Here is a 13,987-nt window from a genome sequence, read left to right on the forward strand (position 1 = left end):
TGCTAACACACGCTTCCTGTGGTATCTTGGTTTAAGAAATATTGATAAGACAATATTTCCAGATATCATTTTTGGACCACTCAAAAATGATTGCCTAGAAACGATGTGTAACATCTAATTTCCTGTTAGGGAGGTGAAATGTAAATGGCAAACAAAGCAGAATTAATCGAAAAAGTAGCAGAAGCTACAAACCTGACTAAAAAAGATGCAACTGTTGCAGTTGATGCAGTTTTTTCATCAATCCAAGACTTCTTGGCTGATGGAGAGAAAGTTCAATTGATCGGTTTTGGTAACTTCGAAGTTCGTGAACGTGCGGCTCGTAAAGGTCGTAACCCGCAGACTGGTGAGGAAATCCAAATCGCAGCTAGCAAAGTACCTGCCTTCAAACCAGGCAAAGCACTTAAAGATGCGGTTAAATAATGTTGTGATATAAAAACGGGCAGTGCTGATTCAATCGGCACTGTCTGTTTTTTCTTTATATAGTCACTAGGGATACGGGTCGCTGTGTAATTAGTTAATGGCTGACCATGATTTGTGGTAAAATGATAGACAAAGGAGCTGATTAAAATGAGGGAGGTATATAGGAACAACGGGCAAAAAAGCGAAATTATTTTTGCGGAACCTGTTGCAGTCGTTACTAAAAAAGAACTGGTGCAGCAGGCGCAAGACTATGATGCCGTGTTTATCTTATCCAATCAGGAGTACTATGACAGTTATTACGAGATGTTCTCGCCCATACTGCTTAACAAGTCATGGGGAAACTGGTTCATCTGTCCGAACCATCCTTCTGAGCACCAAATGAAACAGCTTCAAACCATTTTGGAATTCATGGAAGAAATGACGATACCGGAACATACGCTGCTTTTCGGCTTAGGGAATGAAGCTATTTTTCATCTTTCCGGCTACTTGGCGGCACATTCCAGGTACATTCAAACTTTTGTTTATTTTCCGATTTCAGTCACGTCATTCGTTACCGGTCTGTATGGTCAGTCAGACATACTGCTGTCGGTGGACCGGCCGGTTTTGTCGACGCTAAGATTGCCTGATACCATCATCTATGATGTGATGATTGCCCCGGAAAAGCATGACGTGAATTTTTTAGAAGAATTGTTTACCCTTGTGCATCTTGGGTTGTCGACGGATCATGAGTACCTTCAAATGCTGTACAAAACCGTTGCGCAGTTAAAAGGCTGGCAGTCGAAGTTTCTGGCACCGCTGATCAAGCCGACAATCGCGTTGTTTCAAACATACCGTCCGTCCGACAGTCATTTCGGACTGGCTTTTGCAAACGGCTTTTATCATGTGGAGGGCAGCTACTATCTGCCCCGTATCCAGCGGAAATTTATCGGACTGCTTTTGCAGGTGTTGTGGAGTCAGAGGGAACAGGGGTTTTCATTTCAATTTGAAAATTTTGTCGGCTGGCTGACGGCGGCCGGGGTGGACTGCCGGATACCGGAAACGATTTTAAGTGCTGACTTAGCAGCCGGAATCGCCAAAGAGTGCCGGCGCTTCAGCACCTGTCCGGCATTGAAAAAAATAGGTCGGTTGGCTTCAGGCGAACGGCCGACGGAACAGCGTTTATATGACACAATAACGATGTATCGTCAATTACCGCAATTTGTAACAGAGGAGACGAACTAAATGACATATGCAGAAAAAATGCTGGCCGCGCTGTCAGCAGGCGATTTAGCAGATGCACAACTTAATTTTGAAAAAACACAGCGAGAGGACTCTGCGGAGATTCGCGCCGGCTTAGCTGAAGAACTGTTGCAGATGGGTTTTTTAGATGAATCTGAGCAGTTGATTCAGCAGTTGCTGGCTGAATTTCCCGAAGAAGATTCGCTTAAAGTGATGTTGGCGGAAATCGCCATAGAAGATGGGGAAACGGACAAGGCTTTTTCAATTCTCGAAACTATCCCGGCTGGCAGCAGTTCGTATAGTCAAAGCCTTGTGCTGCAGGCCGACTTGTATCAACTGCTCGGGTTGCCTGAAGTCAGCGAAAACAAATTGTCGGAAGCTAAAAAATATCTGCCGGATGAACCGCTCCTTGACTTTGCGCTGGCAGAGCTGTATTTTTCGGAAGAGCAGTATGCGCGGGCGCTTGAGCTATATCTTATGTTGAACGCAAGCAGTACCTTTGAAGCGCCTGTCAATTTAGCAGAACGGATCGGTGTGAGCTATACGAGATTGGGTGAATTTGAGACCGCTGTTGCTTACCTTGAGGACGCTGTCAAAGACACCGGTTCTGACGATACGCTCTACGAGTTGGCAATCACCTACATGCAGCTGGAAGAATCTGCTAAAGCCATCACACTATTGCAGCAGCTTCAGGCTGTCAACCCGGACTACATGACCGTGTATTACCCGCTAGCGAAAATGCTCCATGACGAGGGGCGCCATCAAGAAGCACGCGACGTACTGCAGCAGGGACTGGCAGCAAGTCCGTTCACCGTTCCGCTTTACCATTTGGCATCCACAAATGCCTATAGTTTGGGGATGGTCGAACTGGCAGAAGATTATCTCCATCAGGCGCTTGAGATGGAGGAGGACAAGGACCACACCTTGCTTAAACTGAGTGAATTATTAATCAACGAGGCCCGCTATGATGAAGTGGTTTCGCTGCTGAGCGGACTGGAAAACCCGGACCAGGGGTTTGCCCACTGGTACCTCGCACAAGCTTACAATGGCCTTGAACAATTTGACGAAGCACGAACGCATTACCGCCGGGCATTTAATTGGCTGGGGAGTGAACCTGATTTTTTGAAAGAATACGGCCTGTTTTTAAGAGAAGACGGCTTGCTGGAGGAGTCGCAAAGTATACTGACACGTTACCTCCATCTTGTGCCGGGCGATATAGAGATACTATCACTGCTGGATGATTAGAAAGGGTAGGTGAGGCAGATGGAATTGTCTCAAAAGAAGGAGTTTGTAAAATGGCTGCTTAAATCAGTGTCGTTTAAGCGTCGGGAAGCCTATTGGATACTGAATTATTTGTTGAATCACGACATGATTCTCAACAATGTCCGATTCGTTCAGAAAAGTGATGAAACTCCGCGCGGCTTGCTGATGGTGGATGTGTTTCACGATGAACCGGGACTGTTGCTGAAAAAGGGTAAACATTTTTTTGACGATCCGGAACAGATTTTTCATGAAATCAGGATGAATTGGCGCGAGGCGCTTTTTCTTGAGATTTTGTTCAAGGATGCCAATCAGCACGTCTTGTATTTGTCCGTGCTTGAGGACAATCCTTATGCACCGTGGAGCGAATCGGTGGATGAAGATTTTTTAGAGGAGCTGGAAGGATTTCTTTTAGAAGAGGAGCGGCAGTACCGTATCCGTTATCTGGAAGCCTCCATTGACCGGGCGCTTGAAGAGGAAGACAAGGAATCTTTTTTCAATTTGCTGGCTGAATTGCAGGAATTGCAAAAAGAAAACAACTTTAGTTGACTTTTTATGATACGTTCTTTATAATTTTGTGAAGAAGCCAAAGGATATATTTGTCTGTTTGACCGTTTAGAGAGCTTTCTGGCAGGTGAAAAGAAAGACGGCATCCGGCAAAGGCTCCCTTTGGGTAAATTGACAAGAAATTGTCACGCGTTCCGCGTTAACGAAATCAAGAGGTAATGAATGTTTGACATCCATTGCAATCAAGGTGGTACCGCGCTGTGTCGTCCTTGTGTTGCAAGGATGTTTTTTATTTTTTTAGAGAGAGGATAAGGAAAATGAAGCAATTATCAAGTAGTCAAATCAGACAGATGTTTTTAGATTTTTTCAAATCAAAAGGGCACACTGTCGAGCCAAGTGCGTCATTGATTCCCGTCAATGACCCGACTCTCCTGTGGATTAATTCCGGAGTCGCAACATTGAAAAAGTACTTCGACGGTTCGGTCGTGCCTGACAATCCGCGTATCACCAACGCGCAAAAAAGCATCCGGACAAATGACATTGAAAATGTCGGGAAAACAGCACGCCATCACACCATGTTTGAGATGCTCGGCAATTTTTCAATCGGCGATTATTTTAAGGAACAGGCGATCGTCTGGGCATGGGAATTTTTAACGGATGAGGCATGGATGGCATTTGAGCCGGAAAAAATTTATGTGACCGTCTACCCTGAAGACAAAGAGGCCAAACGTATTTGGGAGGAAGTCGTCGGATTGGCGCCGGATCATATCGTTGAAGTTGCGGATAATTTCTGGGATATCGGCGCAGGTCCATGTGGTCCGGATTCTGAAATTTTTTACGACCGCGGCGAAAGTTTTAACAATCTGGCTGCCGATGACCCTGAAAACTATCCGGGAGGCGAAAACGAACGCTATCTGGAAATCTGGAATTTGGTGTTCTCAGAGTTTAACCATACACCGGAGGGGACATATGAGCCGCTGCCGCATAAAAACATTGATACTGGTATGGGTCTTGAACGTATTGTTTCCATTGTCCAGGATGCGCCGACAAACTTTGAGACCGACTTGTTTATGCCGATTATCAACGCAACAGAAAATATGAGCGCGGGTAAAGTGTACGGCAAGGATAATGCGACGGACATTTCGTTTAAGGTCATCGCCGACCACATCAGAGCGGTTGCTTTTGCAATCGGGGACGGGGCACTGCCGTCAAATGAAGGACGGGGGTACGTTTTGCGTCGTTTGCTGCGCCGGGCAGTCATGCATGGGAAAAAGCTGGGCATCAACGAAGCCTTTATGTATAAGCTTGTGAAGGTTGTCGGGGAAATCATGGACAGCTACTATCCGGAAATACTGGCCAACCGAGAATTCATTGAAAAGATCGTGCGTACCGAGGAAGAACGCTTCCATGAAACCATCAATGACGGATTGCGCATCATGACAGACTTGCTGACCGAATTAAAAGACAACGGTCAGGATGTCCTTGCCGGCAAGGATATTTTCAAACTTTACGATACTTACGGCTTCCCGGTGGAATTGACAGAAGAAATGGCGGAAGATGAAGGATTGAAAGTCGACCACGCCGGGTTTGAAAAAGAAATGGCTGTTCAGAAAGAACGTGCCAGAGCGGCAAGGAAGAAAGAGGAATCCATGAGTGTCCAGTCTTCATTGCTGACTGACGTCAAAGTAGTCAGTGAGTTCGTGGGTTATACGGAGACGACCGCTGAATCCGCTTTGCTCGTACTGATTCAAGACGACGAGGAGAAACAGGAAGTCGGCGCCGGAGAAGCGCAAGCCATTTTTGCTAAAACACCTTTTTATGCTGAAATGGGCGGTCAAGTGGCTGATAAAGGTACCGTCAGTGATGCATCGGGTGCTGTTGTTGCCAATGTGCTGGATGCCCAGCGTGCACCAAACGGACAGACTCTTCACCGGCTGGACATTCTGAAGCCGCTGGTTGCAGGTCTATCATATACACTGAGTGTGGATGGGGCGATGCGTAAAAAAATCATCAAAAACCACACAGCGACACATTTGCTCCACCGTGCACTGAAAGATGTGCTCGGCGAACATGCCAATCAGGCTGGCTCGCTTGTAGCACCGGGTTACTTGCGGTTTGACTTCACGCATTTTGAACAGTTGTCAGCAGATGAGCTGAACCGGATGGAGCATCTCGTGAATGAAAAAATCTGGGATGCACTCGTCGTCGAAACCATTGAAACAGACATCGATACGGCGAAGGCAATGGGCGCCATGGCACTTTTCGGTGAAAAATACGGCCACGATGTCCGCGTAGTTAAAATTGGCGATTACTCGATTGAATTATGCGGCGGTGTTCATGTCGCCAATACGGAAGACATCGGTCTATTCAAAATTGTTTCTGAATCGGGTATCGGGGCAGGTGTGCGTCGAATCGAAGCAGTGACCAGCCGCGAAGCGTATGAACTGCTGCATGAACAGGAGATGCGCCTGAAAGAAGTGGCATCCATCGTGAAATCACCGCAAATCAAAGAAACGACAGCCAAGGCAGCACAGCTGCAAAAAGAGCTGAAAGAAGCCAAACGGGAAAACGAGCAGTTGGCGGCAAAAATCGCCAATGCCCAGGCTGGCGATATATTTAATGAGGTCCATACAGCTGACGGTATGACCTATATTGCAGCACACGTTCAGGTCAAAGACATGAACCAGTTGCGCCAGCTGGCAGACCAGTGGAAGCAGAAAGCAGCGTCCGATGTGCTGGTTTTGGGGACGGTACAAGGAGAGAAAGTCAATTTGTTGGCAGCCATGACAAAAGAAATGATTGCTAAAGGATATAAAGCCGGTGATTTAATTAAAGCTATCGCGCCAAAAGTCAACGGCGGCGGCGGCGGACGGCCGGACATGGCACAGGCTGGCGGCAAGAACCCTGCCGGTCTGCAAGACGCGCTGAATGAAGTTCCCCGCTGGTTGACAGAAAAGTAATCAATTGGCTGAGTTATTGTGACATAAGACAAAAACGGAAAGGAACGGTTGGAAAACCGTGGGTGAGGTATATGCTTGAAGCAGTGATTTTTGATATGGACGGTGTGTTAATCGACACTGAAAAATTTTATATGCGCTCCGAACAGCAGATTGTCGCTGAATACGGGATTGATGTGCCGGCTTCCCATTTTACGAAGTATTGCGGTACCACGCAAGATTACATCTGGCAAAACATCAAAGATGAATTCAATTTGCCGGCTTCATTAGAACAATTAAAAGAAATTGCCCCGATTTATCTGGAAAAATTGTTTGACACAGAAGGCGTCACGATGATTGACGGCATTCCAGAACTGCTGGCTGAATTGTCCGCTAGTCCGCTGAAACTGGCAGTCGCTTCTTCAACGAAACAGGCGTTGATTCACAAGCACTTGTCATCGATTGGTCTGTCTGATTATTTTGACGTGATGGAGTCAGCTGAGAATGTCAAACATTCCAAGCCGGCACCGGATGTGTTTTTAAAGACTGCAGAACTGCTGGGGGTCAATCCCGAAAACTGTCTGGTTATCGAAGATTCCAGCAACGGTGTCAAGGCGGCGAAAAATGCCGGCATGGTCTGCATTGCCTTTAAAAATCCTGAATTTCCATCACAGGACACCCGGCTGGCAGATTTGGAAGTCACACATATCAAGGACATTACACTAGCCCGCTGTTACCAGCTGTACGACCAAACAGTCTCCGGCAAATAAACTGAATGAAGCTTCAGCGTCCCAGCAGTCAGATGGGGCGCTGATTTTTTTATAAATCAACTCCTCGAAAGCCCCGTGATATGATATAGTAAATCAGTAAGGATGCCAATTTAAACGAGAGGAAATCGGAGCATCTTAAAAAAAGAAAGAAGTGAAGAACATGCCAATTGTACATATTGAACTTATTGAAGGACGGACACAGGAACAAAAGGACGCCATGGTCAGAGATGTGACAGATGCTATTGTCAAAAATACAGGGGCGCAAAAGGAAAACGTCCACATCATCATCAGCGACATGGCAAAAGGCAATTACGCTGTTGGCGGTGAAACAAAAAAATAAATGACAGAGTAGACGGAGGTATAGGAGAAATGGACTATACACGAATTAATGCGAAAACATGGGACAGATGGAGCAGTGACAACTGGATATGGACCGTGCCGGTGACTCACGAAACATATGTGTCGGCGCTGAAAGGCGAGTGGGAGGTGCTGCTGACGCCGACCGTCAATGTACCAAAGGAGTGGTTTGGCGATTTGACCGATAAAAAAGTGCTCGGTTTGGCATCAGGCGGCGGACATCAAGGCCCAGTTTTGACCGCAGCAGGTGCCGATGTGACGATAATGGACTTGTCCGATGCACAGCTCGCTACTGAAAAAATGGTTGCGGAACGCGAAGGATACGCGATTAATCTTGTCAAAGCCGACATGACTCAGCGCTTCCCGTTTGCGGATGACAGCTTTGATTTGATTTTTCATCCGGTGTCCAATTGTTATGTGGCGGATATCGCGCATGTCTGGCGGGAATGTTTCCGAGTGTTGAAGCCCGGCGGACGGCTGCTTGCAGGGTTCACAAATCCAGATTTGTATTTATTTAACGATGCAGACAGTGTGGCGGATATTCGAGTGGTTAACAAACTGCCGTATGATTCGCTGGCAAATTTGGATAAGCCGTCTCAAAAGAAACGTGTTGCTGAAGAAGGCTACCAATTCAGCCATACGATGGAAAGGCAAATCGGCGACCAGTTGAAGGCCGGCTTTCTTCTGAAAGATTTTTATGAAGACTTCACCACCGATGATTCTTACACGTTATCCCATTACTTCCCGCTGTTTTTTGCCAGTTTGGCTGTCAAACCGGCTGATCCGCATAATATTTGATAAAATTCTTGCATTTCTTCCGTTTTAGTGTTTAAATTGATTTACAATAGTTAAAACGCTGAGAAAGACACCAGAGTTTGTAAGCAGTTCTTCAGGGAGGAAAAACGCGACTGAAATTTTTCCGGACAAGCGCAGGCACTGACCACTTTCGAGTATTCAGTCGAAACTGAATCGTTCGCTACGTTATCGCGTTTGAGAGAATCAGCCGTGAAGCTGATTCTAAAAATAGGTGGAACCACGGTGATAATCGTCCTAGTATTTCTTTATTGAAATACTAGGATTTTTTTATTAAAAAAATTTGGAGGTATTGACTATGTCAATTATTAGAATCTCGTTGCCTGATGGCGCGGTGAAAGAAGTTGAACAAGGAACAAGTCCGCTCGATGTGGCTAAAAGCATCAGCAATAGCTTGGCTAAAAAATCATTGGCAGCTAAATTCAACGGCGAACTGATTGATTTGGTGCGTCCGCTGCAGGAGGACGGCGAGCTGGAACTTGTGACACCGGACCACGAGGACGCGCTGGGCATTTTGCGGCACTCAGCCGCCCATTTGATGGCTAATGCGATGCGTCGTCTGTATCCGGAAATCCATTTTGGGGTCGGCCCGGCGATTGAAAACGGGTTCTACTATGACACCGACAATGAAGAAAAAGCAATTTCCCAAGAAGATTTGCCGAAAATCGAAGAAGAAATGATGAAAATCGTCAAAGAAAACAATCCGATTGTCCGCAAAGTTGTTACCCGGGAAGAAGCGCTTGAGATGTTCAAAGACGACCCGTATAAAATCGAATTAATCAATGAATTGCCGGAAGACGAGGAAATCACCGTTTACGATCAGGGTGACTTCGTTGATTTGTGCCGTGGTATCCATGTACCGTCAACCGGGCGCATCCAAGTCTTTAAGTTGTTGTCAGTGGCAGGGGCTTACTGGCGCGGCGATTCGAACAATCACATGATGCAGCGTGTTTACGGGACAGCCTTTTTTGATAAAAAGGAATTGCAGGCATATCTCAAAATGCGGGAAGAAGCCAAAGAGCGCGACCACCGCAAACTGGGTAAGGAGCTTGACTTGTTCATGGTCAGCCCGGAAGTCGGGTCAGGCCTGCCGTTCTGGCTGCCGAAAGGTGCGACTGTCCGCCGCATCATCGAGCGCTACATTACCGACAAAGAAATCAGCCTAGGCTATCAGCATGTTTACACACCGGTTTTGGCAGACGTCAATCTGTACAAAACATCCGGCCACTGGGACCACTACCATGATGACATGTTCCCGCCGATGGATATGGGCGACGGGGAGATGCTGGTATTGCGTCCAATGAACTGCCCGCACCATATGATGGTCTATAAAAATGACATCCACAGCTACCGCGAACTGCCGATTCGGATCGCTGAACTGGGCATGATGCACCGTTACGAGAAGAGCGGGGCGCTTTCCGGTTTGCAGCGTGTGCGCGAAATGACATTGAATGACGGTCATACCTTTGTCCGTCCGGATCAGATTAAAGATGAGTTGAAACGGACACTTAACTTGATGACAGAAGTCTACCGGGATTTCAATATCACAGATTACCGCTTCCGTCTCAGCTACCGCGACCCGAACAACAAAGAGAAATACTTTGATGATGATGACATGTGGGAAAAAGCGCAGGAAATGCTGAAAGCGGCGATGGATGAACTGGGTGTCCAATACTTCGAAGCGGAAGGCGAAGCCGCCTTTTACGGGCCAAAACTGGATGTTCAGGTGAAGACAGCCCTTGGCATCGAAGAGACACTGTCGACGATTCAGCTGGACTTCTTGCTGCCTGAGCGCTTTGATTTGACTTATGTCGGCGAGGACGGCGAAAACACACACCGCCCTGTGGTTATCCACCGCGGTATCGTGTCGACAATGGAGCGCTTTGTTGCCCATTTGATTGAAGTCCACAAAGGCGCGTTCCCAACTTGGCTGGCACCGGTACAAGGTACCATCATTCCGGTCAACCTTGACATGCACAGCGAATATGCCAACCAGTTGAAAGAACGGATGGATAAATTGGGTCTGCGGTTTGAAATAGATTCGCGCAATGAAAAAATGGGCTACAAAATCCGCGAATCGCAAACCAATAAAATTCCTTACCAAGTCGTTATCGGCGACAAGGAAATTGAAAGCGGCAGTGTAAACGTCCGCCAGTACGGCAGCAAGGAAACAGCCGTGATGGATGCGGACATGTTCATCGAGTCTGTCGTTGCCGAAGTGAATAATTACAGCCACGGCTAATGTCTGTGGCAAGCAAAGCCGCTAATTGCTTCAATTAGTGGCTTTTGCATTGAAAAATCCGGAAAGAAATGAGATACTTTGAAAGATACGGAAAAGTCACCGTTTCATTAAACTTTTATTAAAGTTTTTCTGATATAATGATTTTAAGCAAAAATAACCTATACTAACAATCAGAGTAAACTTATGCGGAAGGGAAACAAAACATGCGCAATCAACCAAAGGGCTGGCGGCCTTTTTTTAGGAAAAAACCAACTGAAGGAACGACAAGAAAATCGCACGTGCCGTTCCGACTGGATTTTCTTTTTTTTATCGTGTTTATTTTATTCTCAGCCCTAATCATTCGTCTGGCAGACTTGCAGATTAATAAACAAGCGGAGTACCAGCAAATCATTTCCGAAGGATCAAGCAATCAAATCAAAGAACCGTCATTGCGGGGAAGCATTTATGATTTAAGCGGCAAGCTGCTGGTCGGCAGCAAAGCCAATCCATCAATTACGTTTACCCGGAGCAATAACATGACAGCCAAAGAACTGCTTGATATTGCCAATCAAATCAACGACCTGGTAGACATACCAAAAGATGACTTGACAGAACGGGATAAAAAAGATTACTGGCTTGCCGAACCAAAGAACTACGAAGCGGCCGAAAAGCGCCTCAGCGACAAGGAAAAGCTGGACAAGAAAGGCAACTTGCTGTCTAACGGCGATTACTATGCTCAAGTTGTCGGGAAAGTGAAACAAGAAGAAATCCAATTTGATGACAACACGCTGAAGGCGGCATCGATTTTCAAGAAAATCAACGGCACTGTTGCCATGGGGACGGTCACCCTCAAGAATAAAGATGTCACGACCGAAGAAATTGCACTGGTCGGCGAAAATACCGCAACTATTCCGGGTTTGTCCACGAGCACCGACTGGGAGAGGGACTACCCTGAGGAGGACATGATTCAAAATCTGTTCGGGACAGTGTCGTCCGAATCAGCAGGGCTGCCGAAAGAACAGCTGGACAAGTATCTGGAAAAAGGCTATGAACGAAACGACCGTGTCGGGACAAGTTATTTGGAAGAATCCTATGAAGATGTTCTGCAAGGGAAAAAGACCGTTTATGAAGTCAATACAGACAACAAAGGCAGAATTATTTCCAAAACAGAAGTGCAGGCCGGTCAAAAAGGCGATAATTTAAAACTGACAATCGACCTTGATTTTCAGCGCCGGGTCGAGGAGATTTTAAGATCCAACTATCAGGTATTGATTAATAACGGCAAAGCACGTTATTCGCCAGGCGCTTACGTAGTAGTGACGAATCCGGAAACGGGAGCAGTTTATGCCCTTGCCGGTTTGAAACATGACACTGAAACCGGTGAATTGACCGATGATGTGTTAGGCACCTTTACCAATGCATTTGAGCCTGGTTCTGCGATTAAAGCGGCGACAGTCATGTCCGGCTACGAGAATGGCATCATCAAAGGCAATGCCACGCTGGTGGACGAACCCATCAGAATAGCAGGAAGTGCGCCGAAAACCTCCGTCTTTAATCCGTTCGGCCAAGTTGCCATCAACACGACAACGGCACTGGAAGTCTCCTCAAACGTGTATATGATGAAAATTGCCATGGGGATGATGGGGATTGAATACCGGGACGGAATGACGCTGCCGGCGCGCACCGACGTGTTTGAAACACTCCGCGATACTTATGCGCAGTTCGGGCTCGGCTCAGCGACCGGTCTGGATTTGCCGGGCGAATCAACCGGCTACGCCAATAAACAATATACAGACGAAGACGGCAACTTGATTTCCGGTATCATGGGTAATCTGCTGGACTTGTCCTATGGTAACTATGATTTGTATACACCGCTTCAAATGGCGCAATACATTGCCACTGTTGCCAATAACGGCGTGCGGGTGGCCCCTCATGTGGTCGAAGGAGTCTACGGCAATGACGAGAAGGGCAACCTCGGCGAGCTGAAAGAAAAAGTTGAACCGAAAGTTAAAAGTAAAATCGAAGGCCGTCAGTCGGAGTTTGATATCATTCAGCAAGGACTCTATCAAGTTGTCTACGGCGGCAGCGGAACAGGCCGGGCTCTGCAAGGGGCCAATTACACAGTTGCAGCCAAAACCGGTACAGCAGAAACTTATGTGGGCAACACGCCGGTAGTGAACAGCACACTGGTCGGCTATGCGCCGTTTGATAATCCGAAAGTCGCAATCAGCATTGTTCTGCCGAAAATCACTGATGAAAGCAATGGACTGAACACCGCCATCGGCACACAGATATTTAATGCTTTTTATGAGATGATGGACGACAAAGTCCAGTAGGCGCTGACTTTTGATGTAAAGTAGAACTCCTTAACAAATTTAGCCAAAAGGGTAGAATATTCACGGAAAACATGATATGATATTCAAGTGTCCGGATGAGACCATATCTTTTTCAAGTATTGGAGGGAAAATCATGCGCGTAAATATAACTTTGGAATGTACTGAGTGCAAAGAAAGAAACTACCTTTCTAACAAAAATAAACGTAACAACCCAGACCGTCTGGAAGTTAAAAAATACTGCCCGCGTCAGCGTAAAGTGACATTGCACCGTGAAACAAAATAAGCTGTTAATCACATCCTTCAGTTGTTCATAGTAACGACTGAAGGATGTTTTTGTTTGCGAAAAAAGTCAGTTGTCGTTGGGTAGCTATAAAAAAATATCCGCCGAGCCCGGATAATGATATGATAGATAAGAAGCAAGCTATTTTGAGTGAGGGAGTTGAAGGGATGAAACAAAGCAAGAAGCCGTTTCTGTTAGTCCTGCTGGTTGGGGCGGTGTTTACGTTGTCGGGTTGTCAGGATGTGCGGATGTGGTTCAAAGGATTTGAACAGAGTTTCAAAGGATTGGAAATGACGATTCGGACTTACGATGAAGAAAGCCAGGTGATGGATGAAATCAGCGGCAAATCAATTATGATTGAGCGGGACAGCGAGTTCGACTCAGATGAAGAGCGTGCTGACTCAAGCGTGATTCGTGTGACAATCGGCAGCAAGGAGCTGCACCATGTCGGCTCGTCGATGGTCATTGAGGAGCAAGGTCTTGAAAACATCTTCGACGACTATGCCAAAACGGTTGACTACCAAAACATCGAACGCGGGATACCTGTCTTGAATGCCATGGTTAATCAATACAAACAATCATTTACCGGCAAAAAGAAAGTGGTGCTTATCAGGAGTCAAAACGGTACACCGCTGGCAACTTATGCCGGAAATAAAGTCTCTCTTTACAAGACCGACGTCCCCAAAAGCACCGGCCTGCTGATAGACGGCCGCTATCTCTTTGTGTACCGTTGTGATTACACGGTGTATGACACGGATTTGTTTTTTTAAAAAAGTTTGGCAGACTGTGCCGCAGTTTCTTTTGGTGTTCACAAAACAATCGGTAAAATAACTGAAAACCGAACAATAATCTCTTAATTCGAATAAAAG

General features: G+C 46.5%; 12 protein-coding genes. All 12 read left to right on the forward strand.

Going from position 1 to position 13,987, the window contains the following annotated elements; translation table 11 throughout:
- Nucleotides 1–144 precede the first annotated feature (144 nt).
- The 12 genes from CBF27_RS12475 to CBF27_RS12530 all read left to right on the forward strand — a co-directional run bounded on the left by CBF27_RS12475 (nucleotide 145) and on the right by CBF27_RS12530 (nucleotide 13,888).
- Nucleotides 145–420: an HU family DNA-binding protein gene (locus CBF27_RS12475; protein ID WP_126814802.1), complete on the forward strand. Its 276-nt coding sequence runs from the start codon at nucleotides 145–147 to the stop codon at nucleotides 418–420.
- Between the two features lie 147 nt (nucleotides 421–567).
- On the forward strand, nucleotides 568–1,641 hold the full coding sequence (locus CBF27_RS12480; protein WP_126814804.1) for a hypothetical protein: 1,074 nt from the start codon (nucleotides 568–570) through the stop codon (nucleotides 1,639–1,641).
- The gene (locus tag CBF27_RS12485; RefSeq protein ID WP_126814806.1) at nucleotides 1,642–2,883 is read left to right on the forward strand and encodes a tetratricopeptide repeat protein; all 1,242 of its coding nucleotides are present in this window, start codon (nucleotides 1,642–1,644) and stop codon (nucleotides 2,881–2,883) included.
- A gap of 18 nt (nucleotides 2,884–2,901) precedes the next feature.
- The gene (locus tag CBF27_RS12490) at nucleotides 2,902–3,447 is read left to right on the forward strand and encodes a YpiB family protein (protein ID WP_126814808.1); all 546 of its coding nucleotides are present in this window, start codon (nucleotides 2,902–2,904) and stop codon (nucleotides 3,445–3,447) included.
- Between the two features lie 275 nt (nucleotides 3,448–3,722).
- On the forward strand, nucleotides 3,723–6,365 hold the full coding sequence (alaS, locus tag CBF27_RS12495) for an alanine--tRNA ligase (protein WP_126814810.1): 2,643 nt from the start codon (nucleotides 3,723–3,725) through the stop codon (nucleotides 6,363–6,365).
- A gap of 71 nt (nucleotides 6,366–6,436) precedes the next feature.
- Nucleotides 6,437–7,111, forward strand: coding sequence for an HAD family hydrolase (locus CBF27_RS12500; RefSeq protein ID WP_126814812.1), 675 nt, complete (start codon nucleotides 6,437–6,439; stop codon nucleotides 7,109–7,111).
- Nucleotides 7,112–7,271: 160 nt separating this feature from the next.
- A complete protein-coding gene (locus CBF27_RS12505) occupies nucleotides 7,272–7,451 on the forward strand; it encodes a 2-hydroxymuconate tautomerase (RefSeq protein ID WP_126814814.1) in 180 nt (59 codons plus the stop codon).
- Between the two features lie 29 nt (nucleotides 7,452–7,480).
- Complete coding sequence (locus CBF27_RS12510; protein WP_211334667.1) at nucleotides 7,481–8,266, forward strand: class I SAM-dependent methyltransferase; 786 nt, start codon at nucleotides 7,481–7,483, stop codon at nucleotides 8,264–8,266.
- Between the two features lie 319 nt (nucleotides 8,267–8,585).
- On the forward strand, nucleotides 8,586–10,523 hold the full coding sequence (gene thrS, locus CBF27_RS12515) for a threonine--tRNA ligase (protein WP_211334668.1): 1,938 nt from the start codon (nucleotides 8,586–8,588) through the stop codon (nucleotides 10,521–10,523).
- Nucleotides 10,524–10,726: 203 nt separating this feature from the next.
- A complete protein-coding gene (locus tag CBF27_RS12520) occupies nucleotides 10,727–12,838 on the forward strand; it encodes a peptidoglycan D,D-transpeptidase FtsI family protein (RefSeq protein ID WP_126814819.1) in 2,112 nt (703 codons plus the stop codon).
- Nucleotides 12,839–12,971: 133 nt separating this feature from the next.
- Nucleotides 12,972–13,121 carry a 50S ribosomal protein L33 gene (gene rpmG / locus CBF27_RS12525; protein ID WP_126814821.1) on the forward strand — a complete coding sequence of 50 codons (150 nt, stop codon included), beginning with the start codon at nucleotides 12,972–12,974 and terminating at the stop codon, nucleotides 13,119–13,121.
- 164 nt (nucleotides 13,122–13,285) lie between these two features.
- Entirely contained in the window at nucleotides 13,286–13,888 is a 603-nt protein-coding gene (locus CBF27_RS12530; RefSeq protein ID WP_126814823.1) for a DUF5052 family protein, read from the forward strand.
- Nucleotides 13,889–13,987 lie beyond the last annotated feature (99 nt).

This window comes from Vagococcus acidifermentans, assembly GCF_003987655.1.
GTDB lineage: Bacteria > Bacillota > Bacilli > Lactobacillales > Vagococcaceae > Vagococcus_B > Vagococcus_B acidifermentans.

Bases quoted from the DNA above. Each gene is read 5' to 3' on its own strand.
- CBF27_RS12530 (WP_126814823.1), top strand. From the start codon at position 13,286: ATGAAACAAAGCAAGAAGCCGTTTCTGTTAGTCCTGCTGGTTGGGGCG.
- CBF27_RS12480 (WP_126814804.1), top strand. From the start codon at position 568: ATGAGGGAGGTATATAGGAACAACGGGCAAAAAAGCGAAATTATTTTT.
- CBF27_RS12490 (WP_126814808.1), top strand. From the start codon at position 2,902: ATGGAATTGTCTCAAAAGAAGGAGTTTGTAAAATGGCTGCTTAAATCA.
- alaS (WP_126814810.1), top strand. From the start codon at position 3,723: ATGAAGCAATTATCAAGTAGTCAAATCAGACAGATGTTTTTAGATTTT.
- CBF27_RS12485 (WP_126814806.1), top strand. From the start codon at position 1,642: ATGACATATGCAGAAAAAATGCTGGCCGCGCTGTCAGCAGGCGATTTA.
- CBF27_RS12520 (WP_126814819.1), top strand. From the start codon at position 10,727: ATGCGCAATCAACCAAAGGGCTGGCGGCCTTTTTTTAGGAAAAAACCA.
- CBF27_RS12505 (WP_126814814.1), top strand. From the start codon at position 7,272: ATGCCAATTGTACATATTGAACTTATTGAAGGACGGACACAGGAACAA.
- CBF27_RS12500 (WP_126814812.1), top strand. From the start codon at position 6,437: ATGCTTGAAGCAGTGATTTTTGATATGGACGGTGTGTTAATCGACACT.
- CBF27_RS12475 (WP_126814802.1), top strand. From the start codon at position 145: ATGGCAAACAAAGCAGAATTAATCGAAAAAGTAGCAGAAGCTACAAAC.
- rpmG (WP_126814821.1), top strand. From the start codon at position 12,972: ATGCGCGTAAATATAACTTTGGAATGTACTGAGTGCAAAGAAAGAAAC.
- CBF27_RS12510 (WP_211334667.1), top strand. From the start codon at position 7,481: ATGGACTATACACGAATTAATGCGAAAACATGGGACAGATGGAGCAGT.